General features: G+C 57.1%; 17 protein-coding genes and 1 riboswitch. Of the genes, 16 read left to right on the top strand and 1 reads right to left on the bottom strand.

Annotated elements, in window-relative coordinates; genetic code table 11:
• The first annotated feature begins 41 nt into the window (after window positions 1–41).
• From AC6ROY_RS20945 to nikE, 10 genes are all read left to right on the top strand, one after another.
• Window positions 42–965: a methyl-accepting chemotaxis protein gene (locus AC6ROY_RS20945; RefSeq protein WP_500102546.1), complete on the top strand. Its 924-nt coding sequence runs from the start codon at window positions 42–44 to the stop codon at window positions 963–965.
• Window positions 966–1,018: 53 nt separating this feature from the next.
• A riboswitch (cobalamin riboswitch) is annotated at window positions 1,019–1,221 on the top strand.
• 329 nt (window positions 1,222–1,550) lie between these two features.
• Entirely contained in the window at window positions 1,551–3,134 is a 1,584-nt protein-coding gene (locus AC6ROY_RS20950) for an ABC transporter substrate-binding protein (RefSeq protein ID WP_500102547.1), read from the top strand.
• Complete coding sequence (gene nikB, locus AC6ROY_RS20955; protein WP_500102548.1) at window positions 3,131–4,099, top strand: nickel ABC transporter permease; 969 nt, start codon at window positions 3,131–3,133, stop codon at window positions 4,097–4,099. Before AC6ROY_RS20950 ends, nikB (AC6ROY_RS20955) begins: the two co-directional genes overlap by 4 nt.
• Window positions 4,092–6,047 (top strand): nickel transporter permease, encoded by a 1,956-nt coding sequence (gene nikC / locus AC6ROY_RS20960; RefSeq protein ID WP_500102549.1) that lies wholly within the window; start codon window positions 4,092–4,094, stop codon window positions 6,045–6,047. The genes nikB (AC6ROY_RS20955) and nikC (AC6ROY_RS20960) overlap by 8 nt, the downstream gene beginning before the upstream one ends.
• Entirely contained in the window at window positions 6,031–6,786 is a 756-nt protein-coding gene (locus AC6ROY_RS20965) for an ABC transporter ATP-binding protein (RefSeq protein ID WP_500102588.1), read from the top strand. The genes nikC (AC6ROY_RS20960) and AC6ROY_RS20965 overlap by 17 nt, the downstream gene beginning before the upstream one ends.
• Window positions 6,787–7,015: 229 nt before the next feature.
• Window positions 7,016–8,647 carry a nickel ABC transporter substrate-binding protein gene (nikA, locus tag AC6ROY_RS20970; protein ID WP_500102550.1) on the top strand — a complete coding sequence of 544 codons (1,632 nt, stop codon included), beginning with the start codon at window positions 7,016–7,018 and terminating at the stop codon, window positions 8,645–8,647.
• Window positions 8,648–8,665: 18 nt separating this feature from the next.
• On the top strand, window positions 8,666–9,610 hold the full coding sequence (gene nikB, locus AC6ROY_RS20975; protein ID WP_500102551.1) for a nickel ABC transporter permease subunit NikB: 945 nt from the start codon (window positions 8,666–8,668) through the stop codon (window positions 9,608–9,610).
• On the top strand, window positions 9,610–10,440 hold the full coding sequence (gene nikC / locus AC6ROY_RS20980) for a nickel ABC transporter permease subunit NikC (protein ID WP_500102589.1): 831 nt from the start codon (window positions 9,610–9,612) through the stop codon (window positions 10,438–10,440). Before nikB (AC6ROY_RS20975) ends, nikC (AC6ROY_RS20980) begins: the two co-directional genes overlap by 1 nt.
• 38 nt (window positions 10,441–10,478) lie before the next feature.
• Entirely contained in the window at window positions 10,479–11,312 is an 834-nt protein-coding gene (locus AC6ROY_RS20985; protein WP_500102552.1) for an ABC transporter ATP-binding protein, read from the top strand.
• A gap of 4 nt (window positions 11,313–11,316) precedes the next feature.
• Window positions 11,317–12,132 (top strand): nickel import ATP-binding protein NikE, encoded by an 816-nt coding sequence (nikE, locus tag AC6ROY_RS20990; protein ID WP_500102553.1) that lies wholly within the window; start codon window positions 11,317–11,319, stop codon window positions 12,130–12,132.
• Between the two features lie 53 nt (window positions 12,133–12,185).
• On the opposite strand, the gene AC6ROY_RS20995 is transcribed toward nikE, so the two are convergent.
• Window positions 12,186–12,737, bottom strand: coding sequence for a cyclase family protein (locus tag AC6ROY_RS20995; RefSeq protein WP_500102554.1), 552 nt, complete (start codon window positions 12,735–12,737; stop codon window positions 12,186–12,188).
• Window positions 12,738–13,023: 286 nt separating this feature from the next.
• Here AC6ROY_RS20995 and AC6ROY_RS21000 point away from each other — a divergent pair, with 286 nt between their 5' ends.
• The 6 genes from AC6ROY_RS21000 (at window position 13,024) to AC6ROY_RS21025 (ending at window position 17,548) form a co-directional block, all read left to right on the top strand.
• Entirely contained in the window at window positions 13,024–13,368 is a 345-nt protein-coding gene (locus AC6ROY_RS21000) for an S-layer homology domain-containing protein (protein ID WP_500102555.1), read from the top strand.
• Between the two features lie 160 nt (window positions 13,369–13,528).
• Window positions 13,529–14,215, top strand: coding sequence for a 4'-phosphopantetheinyl transferase family protein (locus tag AC6ROY_RS21005; RefSeq protein WP_500102556.1), 687 nt, complete (start codon window positions 13,529–13,531; stop codon window positions 14,213–14,215).
• 108 nt (window positions 14,216–14,323) lie between these two features.
• The gene (locus AC6ROY_RS21010; protein WP_500102557.1) at window positions 14,324–14,665 is read left to right on the top strand and encodes an SMI1/KNR4 family protein; all 342 of its coding nucleotides are present in this window, start codon (window positions 14,324–14,326) and stop codon (window positions 14,663–14,665) included.
• A gap of 10 nt (window positions 14,666–14,675) precedes the next feature.
• Complete coding sequence (locus tag AC6ROY_RS21015; RefSeq protein ID WP_500102558.1) at window positions 14,676–14,999, top strand: hypothetical protein; 324 nt, start codon at window positions 14,676–14,678, stop codon at window positions 14,997–14,999.
• Window positions 15,000–15,229: 230 nt separating this feature from the next.
• A complete protein-coding gene (gene spoIIP, locus AC6ROY_RS21020; RefSeq protein WP_500102559.1) occupies window positions 15,230–16,510 on the top strand; it encodes a stage II sporulation protein P in 1,281 nt (426 codons plus the stop codon).
• Between the two features lie 279 nt (window positions 16,511–16,789).
• Window positions 16,790–17,548, top strand: coding sequence for an IclR family transcriptional regulator (locus AC6ROY_RS21025; RefSeq protein ID WP_500102560.1), 759 nt, complete (start codon window positions 16,790–16,792; stop codon window positions 17,546–17,548).
• Window positions 17,549–17,612: the final 64 nt, after the last annotated feature.

Raw genomic sequence — 17,612 nt, forward strand, 5'->3', positions numbered from 1 at the left:
GCCGACCGCCAACAGAAGCGGCGCAATGAGGAGAGCCAGCCATGTCAGACAAGCAGCAAGGCGCAACGACAAGCACGCAAGTGCTGGAAAATCAGGCTGTATTGGCAGCGATGGAGCAATCGCTTGCCATGATCGAATTTAATTTGCAGGGCGAGGTGCTGTGGGCCAACGCACGGTTTGCCAGCGCCATGGGCTACAAGGTCGAAGAGCTGCCCGGCAAGCTGCACCGGCAGTTTTGCCTGCCGGGGTTCGTCAACAGCCCGGCTTACGAGCGGCTTTGGAGCAACTTGCGTGCAGGCGTCGCCTTTCAGCAGAAAATTGTCCGCGTCGCCAAAAACGGCGCGCAAATTTGGCTGGAAGCGACCTACATGCCGGTACTTGGCCCGAACGGCCAAACGGTGGCCGTGCTGAAGGTAGCGACAGATATCTCGGAGCGGGAGCGGACGGCCGCCGGGCTGACGAGCGAGCTGCAGCGGATGGCGGCGGATCTGCTTGGCCGCACGACGGAAGGGATAAGCCGCAGTCAACGGGTAGCGGCCGTGATGGATCAGGTTGTGAGCGATAACGAGCTGAACAGCAGCGTGTTATCCGATTTGGAGCAAAAAATTCGCTCTATCCGGCGCATCGTGCTGACGATCCGCGAGTTTGCCTCGCAAACGAATCTGCTTGCGCTCAATGCGGCTATCGAGGCTGCGCATGCGAAGGAGCACGGACTCGGCTTTCAAGTCGTAGCCACCGAGGTTCGGAAGCTGGCGGAGCACGTGCAGGCGGCCGCGCAAGAAATTGAAACGTCGATTGCGGGTGTATCCGAGCAGGTCGGCAAGGTGAATGTCAGCTCGCTCAGCTTGCGTGAAGCGATTGTAAGCAGCCAGGGCCAGATTCAGCAGGCGGTGGCCGAATTTGTCAGCATCGGCGAAGCGGCCGGACTGCTTGACGAGCAGACCAAAATCTTAAACCAGATGTAAGCGGCCGGCAATTGCAAATCTATGATTTTCGTGTATGATAGAGCAGTATGTAATTTCATATTGTGGGAATGGGTGCTTTGGCAAATGTAAGAAACGCCAGAGCTTAAAAGGGAAGTTCGGTGCAATGCCGACGCGGTCCCGCCACTGTAACGGAGAAGTCACAGCGATAATGCCACTGGTCCTGGAAAGGATTCGGGAAGGCCGCTGCTGATGTGAATTCCGGAGCCAGGAGACCTGCCTGTTCTGACAACACTGCGTTAACCTACGGAAGATAGGGAAGTGTTAAGAGAAGCGTTGACCTGCCTCGGGAACGCGGCCACTTCTTCATGAATGGCCTTGATCGGGGTTTGCTTACGATAACGCGGGCATCTTTACCTTATTTCTTCGGGTAGAGATGCCTTTTTTGGTCTCTTCACGCCGTAGACGCAAGTTCACAGTGAAATCTAAGGAGGCGTTGCAGCAGGTTATACGGATGAAACGGCAGTACGGCAGCAAAACCATGTTCAACTTTCAACTAACTTCAATCAACTTCGACTAAGTTCAATCAACTGCAACTAACTTCAATGCAACCGGGAGGCATTCGACATGACATCTGATTTACGAAGCTGGAAAACATCCAGATCCATCGCACTAGTACTGATCATCCTGCTGCTGGCGGCTTGCTCCTCCAAGCCGGGCGGCGAAAGCGCTTCGCCTGCTCCATCCGGGGCAAGCTCCACCGAGGCGGCGGCCGAGCAGGTGTTAAAATATGTGACGCTGAATATGCCGCGCTCGCTTGATCCGGTCCATATTGATGCCCAACGGATTACGTCCGACGGCATCGCCGAGCCGCTGGTCATGCTGAATGACGACGGCTCAATCCGACCTTGGCTGGCAAAATCGTGGAAAAACGTCGAGCCGACGTTGTGGGAAATCGAGCTGCAGCCGAATGTGAAGTTTTGGAGCGGTGCGGCAATGGATGCGGCGGCGGTGAAGGCGGCGCTGGAGCGTCACCAGAAGCTGAACAAACGCGGCCCTTCGCAGATCGGCGGCGTGGAATTTACGGTGAAGGACAGCCAGCATCTGCTGATGAAAACGCCGAAGCCTGACCCTAACTTTGTGTTCAAGCTGAATGGCTTTGCGATTCATAATACGGCCGAAGCGGAGCGGCTGGGCGACAAGTTTAATACGCAGGCGGATTTGACCGGCTTTATGAAGCCTGTGCAATTTACGCCGGGCGAGCTGCTGATCTCTGAAGCGTTCTCCGGCTATTGGGGCGAGAAGCCAAAGCTGCAGCGGCTCGAAGCCAGATTGGGCGCGGATGCGCAGGCGCGTTTACTTGCTTTGAAAAACGGCGACGCCGATGCCGATATGAACGTGGAGGTTGAGCAGCGGGTGTCTTATGAGAAGGACACAAAATTCGCTACGTATTTCCCGATCGGCCAGACGACCAATCTGTGGCTGAATATGAAGAAGGTGCCTGCGCTGAAGGACAAGCGGGTTCGCCAGGCGATTAACCTCGCGGTTGACCGCAAGGAGCTGATCGAAGGGGTAAGCCGGGGCTTTGCCGCCAAGGCGACCGGCCATTTCCCGGCTGGCCTGCCGTACGCGATTGCGACCGGAGCCGAGACGGACCGCGCACAAGCGGAAAAGCTGCTGGACGAAGCCGGCTGGGTGAAGGGCGCCGACGGCATCCGCGCCAACAAGGACGGGCAGAAGCTGAAGCTCAGCATGCTCACGTACACGGTGTTCCAGCCGTTGGCCGTCGCGCTGCAGTCGCAGTTCAAAGGCGTGGGCATTGAGATCGTGCTGAACCCGGTCGAAACGACGGCGTCCAACCAGATGATGCTGGATGGCAGCTTTGACACCGCAACGTATTGCTCCTGCGGCACGGCGACCGGCGATATCGGCGGGCAGCTGTATTCGTATTATCATACGGGTGTGGCGTCCAACTACGGCGGCTACAGCAATCCGGAGGTGGACAAGTTGATTGAACAGCTGACGTCCGAATTCGATGCAGGCAAGCAAGTGAAGCTGGCTCAAGAGATTCAAACGCTCGTGCAGCAGGATGTGCCCATTATTTATCTGTTCAACAACACACGCTGGGGCGCCGCTTATACGACGAAGGTGAAAGGGATCGACAGTAACCTGAAAACCAAAATCGTACCCGGCATGTACCTCACAAAATGAAGCTGCTGCGCTACACGGCCATACGGCTGCTGTTGACGGTGCCTGCGCTGTTTGGAATTACGCTGCTTATCTTTGCGTTGATCCGGTTTATTCCGGGCGATCCGGCACGGGCGATTTTGCTGACGATGTTTGATCCAAGCACCAATCTGAGCGATCTGGAGAAGGATGCCGAGGCGCTGCACAAGCAGCTTGGGCTGGATCAGCCGTTTGTCGTCCAGTACGGCTCCTGGCTGTGGAAAATCGCGCGCGGCGATCTCGGCGTATCCTTCCGCAGCAGGACGCCGATTTTGGAGGAGCTGCTGAGCCGGTTCCCGGCTACGCTGGAGCTGGCCGGCGGCGCGCTGCTGATTATGCTGCTGATCGCGATTCCTTCCGGCATCGCCGGTGCGGTGTACCACCGCCAGCTGGCCGATCATGTGACGCGGGTCATCGCGCTGATCGGCGTGTCGGTGCCGAGTTTTTTCCTCGGGCTGGTGCTGATGTACGGGTTCGCCGTTAAGCTCGGCTGGCTGCCGACGATGGGACGGGGCGGAGCCTGGCATCTGCTGCTGCCGGCGCTGACGCTTGGCATCGGTCTGTCCTCCGTGACAGCCAGGCTGCTGCGGACGAGCCTGCTGCAGGTGTTTTCGCAGCGCTATATGATGCTGGCCGAAGCGAAGGGGCTGCGCCGCAGAACCATTTTGTTCAAGCATGCACTGCCGAATGCACTGCTGCCGGTGCTGACCTCGTTTGGACTTATCGTAGGCGGGCTGATCGGCGGGACGGTCATTATTGAAACCGTATTTTCCTGGCCGGGGGTCGGCCGTTATGTCGTGGATGCGATTACCGGGCGGGATTATCCGGTCATTCAGGCCTTTGCGCTGCTGATGGCTGTTGTGTATATTGGGCTGAATCTGATCGTGGACATTGTGTATCGCTGGATGGACCCGCGGGTTCGGCTGGAGCAAGGGGGACCGCATGGATAAACGATTTCGCGGACGTCTGCTGCTTGCGCTGAAATCCGATCCGCTGGCGATTATGCTGTTGGGCGTGATCGTGCTGATCACGGTGATGTCGGTCGGCGCAGCCTGGTTTTCCGACTACGACCCGCTCAAGGTCGATTACAAGCAGGCGCTGCTGCCGCCGTCCAGCGAGCATTGGCTCGGCACGGACAATTACGGCCGGGATGTGCTGTCCCGACTGATGCACGGGGGCCAAGCTTCGCTGGGCGCGTCGCTGCTGGCGGTCAGTCTGATTATTACATTAAGCCTCGTGATCGGGCTTGCAGCCGGTTACTTCGGCGGCTGGGTCGATATGGCGCTTACCCGGCTGATGGATGTGCTGTTTTCGTTCCCGCAGCTTGTGCTGGCGATTGCGCTCGCTTCCATGATGGGACCGGGTCTAACCAGCCTGATGATTGCCGTTGCGGCGGTTTCGTGGCCGTCCTTTGCCCGCATTTTCCGCAGCTTCGTGTTATCGGTGCGCAATGACGTGTACGTGCAGGCAGCCAGAACCTCCGGCATTCCGGCATGGAAAATTATCGGGACGCATATTCTCGGCTCGATTACGGGACCGATGCTTGTATTGGTGACGCTGGATATCGGCAGTATCATTCTCAGCATCGCTTCGATGTCCTTCCTCGGGCTCGGCATTCGCCCGCCGCAGCCGGAGTGGGGAGCCATGCTGAATGAGGGGCGCGCTTACATCGAGGAAGCGCCGTGGCTGTTTCTCGCGCCTGGGCTGACCATTTTCCTGATGGTGCTGGGCACCAATTATTTGGGCGATACGCTGAAAGACGCGCTGGAGCCGCGAACGGCGCAGATGCCGCGTCTGTTCGGCGGCAGAAGAAAGCGGCGCCGGGTGCTGGCAGCGCTGGAGGCGGCGGCAGGTCGGACGGCTGGACCGGAAGCGCAAGCGGAGCTGACGGACGCTGCGGCCGGACGTGCTGCAGCGTCCGCCGAGAAGAGGCAAGGAGCAGCGCCGACGCGAACGGCAGCGTGGCCGCTGGAAGCCTTAACGGCAGAGCGGCAGACGAGAGCGGCTTTGGCGTCGCCGCCGGCAGCCGCTGTGCTGGCAGTCGAAGGCTTGGCGGTCGCCGCCGCCGAAGGCAAGCCAGCCACGCCGAAGCCAATTCTGGAAGCGGTCAGCCTGCAGTTGCGGCCCGGCGAATGTCTCGGGCTGGTCGGTGAAAGCGGCTCTGGCAAAAGCACGCTGGCACTCGCGTTAATGGGCCTGCTGCGCGAGCCGCTTGAGCAGACCGCCGGGACGGTCCGCTTGCTTGGAGCGGATACGGCAGGGTGGGGATGGCACGAATGGCGGAAGGTGCGCGGTCGCCAGCTGGCCTACATTACCCAAGACCCGATGGATTCGCTGAACCCGGTGCTGAAAATCGGCGAGCAGCTGCGCGAATGTATGACGGCCCATCCGGACTTATGGGCTGCGGCGGGCAAGTCCAAGCTCAAGGCGCATGTCCATGAACTGCTCCGTCAGGTTGGCTTGCCGGAAACGGCGGCGGAGCAATATCCGCATCAGCTGAGCGGCGGAATGCGTCAGCGGGTTGTCATTGCGATGGCGATCATCAATGAGCCCGCCGTGATGATCGCGGATGAGCCAACGACCGCGCTGGATGTCAGCACCCAGGCGCGGATCATGGAGCTGCTGGCTCGGCTGCAGCGGGAGCGCCAGGCGGCGATGATATTCATTACGCATGATTTGCGGCTCGTCGCCCAGGTAGCCGACCGGATTTGTGTAATGAAGGAAGGCCGCATCATTGAGCAGGGAACGGTCCGCGAGGTATTTACGAATCCGCAGGAGCCGTACACCCGCCAACTGCTCGCGGCGATTCCGTCCCTTCGCATCCCGGCTGCGGCCGGGGAGGCAAGTGACGCGTACAGAGGAGGAACAGCGGTTGCTGAACGTGGAACGATTGCGTAAAACGTATCAGGGCAAGCAGGTACTGGACGAGATCAGCTTTTCGATCGGGCCAGGGGAAATTGTCGGTCTAATCGGCATGTCCGGCTCCGGCAAAAGCACGCTTGCCCGCTGTATCGTCGGGCTGGAGAGGCCGGATGCGGGCAGCCTGCAGTGGAACGGACGTTCGCTGCAGGAGCGTGCGGTCCGGCGAAGCTCCCATCAGCAGATCCAGATGGTATTCCAGGACCCGCGCAACAGCCTGAATCCCGGCTGGACGGTCCGACGAAGCCTGCTGGAATCCGTCCGCCACTTTCAGCGCAAGCCGGGCGGGGGCAGGCAAGGCTTGGAAGCTGCTCTGATACGCCTGCTGGAGGCCGTCGGCCTGCCCGCTGCCTTCTTGCAGCGGTATCCGCATGAGCTGAGCACGGGCCAATGCCAGCGTGTCTGCATCGCCCGGTCGCTGGCGCCGGAGCCCAAGCTGCTGGTGCTGGACGAATGTCTGTCCGCACTGGATGTATCGGTTCAGGCTCAGATGCTCGTCCTGCTCCGCGAGCTGCATCAGCGCCAAAACATGAGTTATTTGTTTATCTCGCATGACATTGCAGTGGTCGCTTCGCTGTGCCAGCGAGTGATGGTCATGCAGCAAGGCGCCATCGTCGAACAAGCGGAGATCGGGGAGCTTCTTTCCAGCCCCCGGCATCCGTACACTCGCTCGCTGCTTGCGGATACGCCAACGTTTCCGGAGTTTCATATTTCCTGAGCGGACAAGGCTAATGACCTCCGTTCATCTGTCAGCAGCTCATATCCGCCCGCTGTTTTCCCAACGAGCCAAGCTTGCTTGCCGGGGGAGCAAAGGGCGGATTTTTCACATTTGCTGCTTGCCCGCTGTCGCGTAAAGCTTACACAGCATGTTCATTGACACGCCACATGCTTTTCACTATTATTAATGAGAATCATTATTAACGATTGAAAAAGGAGTTTATCACACCATGCTCAGCAGAAGCAAGAAAACATTACTTTCGGTGACGGCTGCGATTATGCTCGTCTCGGCCGCCCTGATCGGCTGCTCGAATCAGGAGCAGGCTCCAGCCGCCGACACCGGCAAGACAGCGGTGGCCGCCGAGAAGGCGATTACGATGTCCTGGCCTCGGGATGTCGGGACGATGAATTCGCATACGTACAACCCCTCGCAATTGTTTGCCCAATCCATGATCTATGAGCCGCTGATCAGCTACAAGGACGGCGGCAAGCTGGAGCCGAACCTGGCTGAATCGTGGACGATTTCCCCTGATGGCAAGGAATATACCTTCAAGCTCCGCCCAAATGTCAAATTTTCCGACGGAACGCCGTTTAACGCTGCGATCGTGAAGAAAAACTTCGATGCCGTGATGAAAAATCCGAATTTGCACAGCTGGCTTGGCGTGATCAATGCGCTGGACAAGACGGAGGTCATTGACGAATATACGTTCAAGCTGATTCTGAAGGCGCCTTATTACCCGGCCTTGCAGGATCTTTCGCTTGTTCGGCCTGTGCGCTTTCTCGGCGAAGCCGGCTTCCCGGACGACGGCGATACCTCCAAGGGCCTGAAAAAGCCGGTAGGCACCGGACCGTGGATGCTGGCCGATTACAAAAAGGACGAATTTGCTGTGTTTACGCGCAACCCGAATTATTGGGGAACGAGTCCGAAAATTGATAAAGTGACGGTGAAAATTATTCCGGATGCCGAAACCCGCGTGCTGGCGTTTGAAAAAGGCGAGCTGGACCTGATCTACGGCGAAGGCGTCATCAGCATGGACTCCTTTAACCAGCTGAAAAAATCGGATAAATACGCAACGGAGCTGTCCCAGCCTGTCGGCACGCGCAGCTTGCTGCTGAATACGTCCAACGACAAGCTGACGGACCTGCGAGTACGGCTTGCGCTCCAGCACGGCTTTAACAAGCAGGCGATGGTGGAGGGCATCACCTTGGGGCTGGAGGAAAAGGCGGACGCTATTTTATCCAACAACTTCCCGTATACCAAAGTCGACGTTCAACCGATTGCCTACAATGTAGAGAAAGCGAACCAGTACCTGGACGAAGCAGGCTGGAAGCTCCCCGCTGGCAAAACGGTACGTGAAAAGGACGGCAAGCCGCTTGAGCTGGAATTGATCTATGACAAAACCGATCCGATTCAAAAAGGAATGGGCGAAACGATGCAAGCGGAGTGGGCCGGCATTGGCGTCAGGCTGAACTTGACCGGTCTTGAATTAACGACGCAGATCAAACGCCGGAAAGCGGGCGAATTTGATGTGGACTTCTGGTATAACTACGGAGCGCCGTATGATCCGCATTCCTTCATTAATGTCGTCGCCGAAAAAGGCTGGGGCGTATCGGAAGCCCATGCCCGTCTGCCGATGAAGCAGGAGCTTGACCGGCAGGTACGCGAGACGCTGGCGTCGACGGATGAGACGAAACGCCAGCAGCTGTACAGCTCGATTTTGAAAACGTTGCAGGAGCAATCGGCCATTGTGCCTGTATCGTATATCAAGAAAACGGTCGTGTACCAAAAAACGATGAAAACGTTCAAGTTCCCGGCGAACCGGGACGAGCATCCATTCGACGGAATCGAAACGAATCAGTAACCAGCGGGGAGGCTATTCATGGTCAGCTATATCGTGAAGCGACTGCTTGCCATCATTCCCATTGCGCTGTTCGCCATACTCATTACGTTTACGCTGATCCATGTGTCCCCTGTGGACCCGGCCGAAGCCTACCTGACGGCGGCCCACATTCATCCGACCGAGGAAATTTTAGCCGAGAAGCGGCATGAATTCGGGCTGGATCAGCCCTTGATCGTACAGTATGCGCGGACCGTCATGCAGATCAGCCGGCTTGATTTCGGCCGCTCGTATTTGACGAATGAGCCCGTTTGGGAGGAGGTCACGGCCAAAATGCCGGCAACGATCCAGCTCGCGCTGAGCAGCGTCGGCTTGGCGCTGCTGGTCAGCGTGCCTCTCGGTTTTTTGTCCGCTTTGTACAAAAACAGCCTGATTGATGGGATCAGTCGGCTGCTTGCTTTTTTCGGGGCGTCGATTCCGCAATTTTGGCTCGGCTATCTGTTTATGTTTTTTTTCGCGGTCAAGCTGGACTGGCTGCCGGTGGAAGGGCGCGGCTCGTGGGCGCATCTCGTGCTGCCGACGTTAACGCTGTCGCTGGCGCTGATCGCCATCTACACTCGCTTGCTCAGGACAAGCGTGCTGGAGCAGCTGCAGGAGCCTTATGTCGTGTATGCGAGGACGCGCGGCATCAAAGAAACGATCATTATGGTCCGGCATGTCATGAAGCTGGCCATTTCACCGGTCATCACGGGGCTTGGCATGAACCTCGGCAAGCTGCTCACCGGGACGATCATTGTCGAGCAGGTGTTTTCGTGGCCGGGGTTCGGCCGCTATTTTGTCGAGGCGATTTTCAATCGAGATATTCCGGTCATCCAATGCTACGTCGTTCTGGCCGCTGGTCTGTTCATCGTATGCAACTTAATCGTTGACCTGGTGCAGCTGTATATGGACCCCCGAATTTCGATGAAGGGGAGGGCTGCATCATGATGGAACGCCTCCGCGTCGCCCTCAAAAGCCGGAATATGATTACGGCCTGCTCAATCATCTTAGCGTTGTTTATGCTCGTGACGGTGCTGGCTCCCTGGATTTCACCGCATGATCCGATCAAGGTGAACCTCGCGCTCAAGCTGAAGCCGCCTTCGGCTGATTATTGGCTCGGTACCGACCATCTGGGCCGGGACAATTTGTCGCGGCTGCTGTACGGCGCACGAATTTCACTTGGCTTGGCCGTCATTATTTTTGTCAGCTCTCTGGGCATTGGCCTCGTGGTTGGTCTGATCGCGGGCTACAAGGGCGGTTGGGTCGACACGCTGCTGATGCGTTTCTGCGAAGGGGTCATGGCCTTTCCGAATCTTGTGCTTGTGCTTGGCATCGTCGGCGTGTTCGGTCCGGGACTGCTGCAGGTTGTGCTCGCGCTGGCGCTTGTGCAGTGGGTGTATTACGCCCGCATGTTTCGCAGCCTGGTCGTCAGCCTGAAGGAGCGTCACTTCATTACGGCCGCCCGGGTTAGCGGGTCCTCCTCCTGGAGCATTATGCGACGGCATATTATCCCGAATGTGCTGCCGCCCATTGTGGTGATGGGCACGCTGGAGATGGGCTGGGCCATCATGGACATCTCGGCGCTGTCCTTTCTCGGCCTGGGCATTCAGCCGCCTACGCCCGAGTGGGGAGCGATGATTCACGAAGGAAAAGCATTTATCCGCAGTTATCCTGAATTAATGATCTATCCGGGCCTATTGATTTTGCTGGTCGTGATGACCTGCAATTTGCTGGGCGAAGCTTTGTCAGACCGGTTTGGAGTCAAACGACGCTATTAAAATTTCCATGTAAATAGGCTTGAATAGGAATGAGGCCCATGACAGAGCAAAGTCGCCAAGTGCTGCAGGTGAGCGGCCTGCAGGTCAAAGTAAAAACAGAGCAGGGGGCGCTGCTGACCCTGGTCGAGCAAATCGGATTTGAGCTCAAGCAAGGTCAGGTGCTCGGGTTGGTCGGAGAAAGCGGCTGCGGCAAAACGATCACGTGCAGCGCGCTTTTGCAGCTGCTGGATCGGAAGCAAGCCGTGACGGAGGGCAGCATCCGGTTGAACGGCCGCGAGCTGAACGGGCTGCGGGCCGAGGAAATGCGACGGATTCGCGGGAAGGAAATGGGATTTATTATGCAAAATCCGATGAGCGCCTTTACGCCGGTCTATACGATCGGCATGCAATTTATCGAGACGATCCGCACCCACAGCACGCTTGGAAGCAAGCAGGCGCGCGAGCTGGCGATGGCTTCGATGGAGCAGATGAATTTGCCGGAGCCTGCCAAGCTGATGAGCTTATACCCGTTTCAGCTGAGCGGCGGCATGCTGCAGCGGGTGATGATCGCGATCTCCATGTGCTTGAAGCCGGCTGTCGTCATCGCGGACGAACCGACAACAGCGCTCGACGTTGTCAACCAGCTGCAAGTGCTGCGGCAGCTTGATCGTCTCCGGGTGGAGTGCGGCACCGCGATTTTGCTGATCTCCCATGATCTCGGCGTGATCTCGGAGCTGGCGGATGAGGTTGCGGTGATGCAGCGCGGGCGGATCGTGGAGCAGGCGGAGGTGTGCCGGCTGTTCGATCAGCCGCAGCATGCGTACACCAAACAGCTGCTGACAGCGAGACCTGCGCTGCCCGGCAGACCGCAAGCTGAAGCAGGAGGAGGGTGAGCTTATGCTGCTGCAGGTGAAGGAAGTTTCCCATACGTACGGAGAACGGCGGCAGCTGTGGCGTTCCGCCCGGCGGTCGCCCGTACTCTCCAACGTCTCGCTGTCGCTCGAAGCCGGGACTTGTCTCGGGCTGCTTGGCACAAGCGGCGCGGGAAAAAGTACGCTTGGCAAAGTGATTCTGGGGCTGGAGCAGCCTCAGCATGGCCAGGTATGGTTTCAAGGACAGGATTTGTATCAAACGGATGCGGCTGTGCGCAGATCGCTGCGGCGCAACCTGCAGGTCGTTTTTCAGGACTGCTATGCGGCGGTCAACCCGCGAATGACGGCTGAACGCATTATCGGGGAGCCGCTGGACAACTACGAGCGCTTGTCCGCGCAGGCGCAAAAGCGAATGATCGGCGAGCTGCTCGAATGCGTAGGCTTGAAGCCGGAGGATATGCGTAAATATCCGCATCAGTTCAGCGGCGGCCAGCTGCAGCGAATTAATATTGCCCGGGCGATTGCGCTCAAGCCGAAGCTGATTGTGCTGGATGAATCGGTCAGCAGTCTGGATATGGTGAACCAAACCCATATTTTGGCGCTGCTTCGCGATTTGAAGACGGAATTTGGACTTTCCTATTTATTTATCACCCACGATGTGAAAGCCGCATATTCGATCTCTGATCAGCTCGCGGTGATGGAGAAAGGGGAGCTTGTTGAGCTGTGCGAGGACAAGGACCAAATTTTCCAGTCCTCGCAGCCGGCGGTGCAGAGACTGCTGGCCGCTGTGCTTCCAGAGCATCCGCGGCTCCGCACGCGGCCATTTCCAGCATCCCAGTAAACCTAGTGACAGTCACGGACAAGCACCTGCGTCCTGGACTGTCACGATTTGTTTCAGCCACAGGTTGTTCCGGAAGCCTGCTGCGCCTCCACCACCGCAACAGCCCGAACCGGGGACCCGTCGCCACAGGCAATCCGCAGAGGAAACCCGTAAAACATAAAGTCGGTTCCGCCGGGAAGAAGCTCCAGGCTCTGCAGCCCCGTGTACGTCACCACTCCGATACCTAGCAACGCCCGCTCCAGTTCTTCGGACAGCTCACCGCCAACGAATGGCGGTTGCAGCACAGCGAGCCGGTCGAAGCATTCCAGCCCGACCGCTTCGATGAAAAACAGCCCCCGGCCTTCCGGCCAAGCAGGGTCTTCGCTTCTCGCGACGCGCGCCGCTCCGAAAAATCGCGTCAACGGCAGCTCGTCCAATGTCGCGGCGCCAGGATGCATATGTGAAGGCGCGTCCACATGGGTTCCGGTATGGCTGCCCATTGCAAGCCGCCGCAGCTCCCAGGTATGGCTCCCGTAGGTATGCGCTACCTTGACTATGACCTGCGGATCGCCGGGATAAACAGGCATCCCATCTGAAATCGGCAATGACAAATCAATCACTCTCATTCAGGTACCTCCTTTTTTTGTATGTTACTTTTCCATGACTAGCAAGTTATGCGAAGTTGTTCGAAGGATGAATCATTAACGCGGTGAGGATCTCGGGATCTTTTTATCGTGTTTATTTATTATAACAGGAGGTTATGTCGCGCACATCCAAGTTCACTCAGGATTATGAACGGATGCAGGGAATGGCTCATAATAGGCTGAAGTATTTCATACGGCAGCATACATCACCGATACTTCCGAAACGACATTTGCACCGGAGCAACATACTACAAGGGCAGACTTCCTGGTGCTGCTGATCAGAACCTTGGGGCTGACAGCGGACTTCAGCGAGATCAGCCAGGGCCTGGACAACAAGGCTTTCCATCCGCAAGCGTCTATATCCCGCCAGGATATGATGGTGCTTGCTGCAAGAGCTCTCGAGCTTGCGAAAGCAAGCGCGCGTCCGGGCGGCCCGGCGGACATCGAGCGGTTCCGAGACCATTCGGCTGTGGCGCCGTATGCGGTGGACAGGATAGCTTTGATGGTTAAGGAAGGGTTTGTGATCGGAGACGGCGAGCTGCTTGGTCCGAATGACAAGGTCACCCGAGCGGAAATCGCCGTGATCCTGTACAGAATTTTTAATAAATTGTAACGCGTTGTCGGCAAACAGCCCTTGATATTCTCCTGAAGGAGAGGTCACGTGCTGTTGCCCGTTACATGAACTAATTGTGAAGCGACAGGAAATCGAACGCTCGGATCGAATACATACAGAAAGCGCTGCGCTATGAATGAGGAGCAGGAGGAAACCGAATTTGCTTACGCTGCACGTGTTTGCTGTACATTTAACGCCGGAGCCGGACCGGCCGATGCTGGACCGGCTTCGCCCCCGGCTGTCGCCGGAAAAGCAGCTCAAGGTCGCACGTATGCGGTACGTGCAGGACGCCGCCCGTTCGGCGATCGGGGAGCTGCTGGCGTATACTGCGATCAGCCGTTTGACCGGGCTGGAGGGCAGCCAGCTTCGATTCGCTTGCAATGCTTATGGAAAGCCGCAGCTGGCAGAAACTGACGCTGTGCATTTTAATGTTTCGCACGCGGGCGACTGGGTCGTCTGCGCGGTGGATGCGCGTCCGGTCGGCATTGATGTGGAGCAGGTCAAGCCGCTTGATCTGCACATTGCCGAGCATGTATGTTCCGCTGCGGAGCTGACGCAGCTGGCGGCGCTGCCCGAGGAGCAGCGCATGGACTATTTTTTTGACATTTGGACGTTGAAGGAGGCTCTGATCAAAGCCGACGGCAGAGGGCTTGGCCTTCCGCTGAAGTCGTTCAGCTTCCGCAAGCAGGGCAAGCTTGTTGAGCTGGCGTCCGGCGATGCATGGGCGCATTACCGGTTCAGGCAATATGAGCTTGATCCCGGCTATAAGCTGTCCGTCTGCGCGCAAACCTCGGCGTTTCCTGGCGGGGTGATTCACCTTGACGTGGATTCGCTGCTGGCTTTGTAGCCTGATTTGACCTTTATTTGCGGCGTATCCCGCCGGAGGCCCGAACAGTCCAGCCCGCCGTATCTGGATATGAGCTAAGTAAGGACAGGAAAAGAGGATTCTGTGGAAATGAACGCTCCGGATTTTTGGCGCAAGGATGGAATTTTGGCCCGTTTGCGCGATAAAAAGCTGCAGACCGGGCAGTCGTTCACAGGCTGTACGGAGCATGAGCTTGCCGAGCTGGAGCGAGTGATCGGCAACGTGCTTCCGCAGGCATACCGGGAGTTTTTGCTGGCGGTCGGCCATTGGTCAGGCAGGCTTTTTCAAGGAGAGCTGCATGCGGGACATAAACCGCCTGTCTATCAATGGTTTGAGGGAAGAGAAGGGACGGCGGTACAAATTAGTCCGTCATTTGGTCAGTTTTTGATCGAGGCGATTGAGCGGCATGCCAAGGTCGATTGGCTGGTTTAGGGGGAGCTTCATGAAGTTATTTGCAAAGGAAATCAAGAAGGTTTCGGTTAATAATCAGTTATTTTATTGTATTATTGATCAACGTTCAGAGAACGAATACATAAGCTTCAAAATATACGCAGCAGCTACTAAAACCTCATGTTTTGCGATCCTGTTTTCCTGGAATGTGAATTGGGAAATTAATCTGATGCAACCTGGCATTTGTGCAAAACTGATTCACTATGCATTAAGTAATGGTTGGAGGTACCATGAAAACAGAACCAATGTTACGATGTCAAACGGCGATTTTTTAATCCAGCGTTTGAAAGCGGAGAAGCCTTGCGAGTCAGCCTGAATGGGCAGCGCCGCTCACCAAGCGGTTATTGAGCTTAATGGCACTCATAAGGCTCGCCTTCCGCTAACCTCGATTTTTTCACGCGCTACAATTTGGAGGTAAAGCTAGCGAGAGGGTTGTCGTACGCTTAGACGATTCGCCCCAATCCAGCAAACTCTGGCAGGATTTCGCCCGCCTCTGTCGAATTGAACACTTTGACCGTATTTTCGACATAGAGGAGAGGACCTTTCTTGCTGCGTTATCAAATCGGAAGTGCAATTGTCAGTGCATGTCTGCTGCTCGGCACGGCCGATGCCGCATTCGGACAGACGCCGTCCTCTGCGAGAGCCGCAGGCGCTCAAGCCAAAGCCGGCAGCAGCAAGGACGCGACCCAGGTCACCTACGCCAGAAGCACGGTGGACCGGCTGAACGTACGGACAGCGCCTAAGCTGACGGCGACCGTCATCCAGATGATTGGTCCGAACGGGCGCTACGAGGTGCTGGACGAGCAGGAGCAATGGGTACATATCAAGCTGTCGGACAAAACGAACGGCTGGGTGTTCAACGACTACGTCGAGCAAATTCAGGACCCGCCGCAGGCCGCTTCCGGCAAGCCGGGCGCGCCGCAGCCGGAACCGCCGTCCCAGCCCCGACAGTCCGCTCCGGGCAAGGAGTCGGTTGTCCATATTACCGATGTTACCAATTTGCGCAAGGGACCGGGCACTGATGAGGCCATTGTCGCCAAGGCGCAGCCTGGCCAGTCGTATCCGATTGTCGCCCAGGAAGGCGACTGGTACCGGATTTCGCTCGGCAATAAAACGACGGCATATGTCGCCGCCTGGGTGGTAGAGACCGATACGGCAAGCCGCAGCGATGCGGATGCAGCCAAGCTGGCGGGCAAGCAGGTATATATTTACCATACGCATAATCGCGAATCATGGAAAAATGTCGCCCGCAGCACAGCCGGCGCCTCCATTGACGACCGGACGACAAACATTACGCTGGTCGGCAAGCAGCTCGGGACCGTACTGGAGCAGAAGGGGATTTCGTCCTTTGCGTCCAATATGGACTTTGCCGAGCAGCTCGCGGAGCAAAAGCTTGGGTTTGGGCATTCCTATGTCGTGTCTCGTAAAGCGGTCCAGACTGCTGCGAAAGCAAGCCCTTCGTTATCTTATTTTTTCGATATTCACCGGGACAGCGATGTGCCCAGGGCGAACACCTCGGTAACGATCGGCGGCAAGACGTATGCGCGAATTTTATTTGTCATCGGGACGAGCCACAACCAGTACCCGAAAAATAAAAAGTTTGCGCAAGCCCTGCACGAAGGGCTGGAAAAGAAATATCCCGGCTTATCGCGCGGTGTGCTGCTGAAAGATTCCAGTCAAGGTGACGGGGAATATAATCAATCCGTCTCGTCGGGCAGCCTGCTGCTGGAATTCGGCGGCGCCAACAATACGCTGCAGGAATCTCTGCTGACCGCAAATGCCTTCGCCGACGTATTTGCGGATTACTACGCGTCCGTGAGCAAATAGCTGCCAAACTGCCGGACGTTTGGCAGGGCAGCCCCACGCCTGGCAGGAGCTGGCGGTCTGGCACGGCATCACGGACAACCATGACCCGCCAGGCACAATGCCGCATGACTGTGGGCGGCATTCGGCGTCCCCGAGCTGCCGGAACTGCGGCAACCGCCTGCAGCAAAGACCGCCGGCAGATCGGGGATTGATCCTTGGCGCAGTTCGTGCTAAGATTTAGCTGAATTCAAGAACTTGGTTTTATAATATAAAACAAATGCCAGGATCGGGAGATTACAGATGCCCCTCATTCAAGCGTTAGACAGAGCGCTGCGTATTATCGACTTATTTGATGAATATACGACCGAGTTAAAAATTACCGAAATCAGCGAAAAGATGGCGCTGCACAAAAGCACGGTGCATGCCTTGTTGAAAACGCTGCAAATCCACGGCTACATCGACCAGAATGCCGATTCCGGCAAATACCGGCTCGGCATCCGGCTGATCGAGAAGGGACAGCTGCTGCTCCAGCAGCTCGACATTCGCGAGGTCGCCCGCAAGCATCTTGTATCGTTGTCAGCCAGCACAGGGCAAACGACGAATCTTGTCATTCGCGAAGGCAAGGAAGGCGTTTACATTGACAAGGTCGAGGGAGAAAAAGCCGCGATCCGTTATTCGCGCATCGGCCGCCGCATTCCGCTGCATACGAGCGCGGTCGGCAAAATTTTGGCGGCGGATCTGGAGCCGGAGGAGCTCCACAAGCTGCTGCAGCAGTACCCGTTTGTCCGGCACACGGTCCAAACGATCACAGACCGGGAGCAATTTGTAGCCGAGCTGGCGGTTGTGGAGACGCAGGGATTTGCTGTCGATCACGAGGAGAATGAGCAGGGCGTACGGTGCGCAGCCGCTCCGATCCGTAACCATTCGGGTCACGTTATCGCAGCGATGAGCTTATCAACGCTTATCTCCGCGGTTGATGATGCGCAGTTTGCGCAGTTTATCGCCTTGCTCCGCAGCGAAGCGGCCAGCATATCCGCTCTCCTCGGGTATCGGAGCTAGGCCTTGGCCTGCGCGTTCAACCGGGCCTTGTCCTTTCGTTAATCCGGGCTCGATGAGGGTCGGC

It is taken from the genome of Paenibacillus sp. sg306046 (assembly GCF_059821225.1).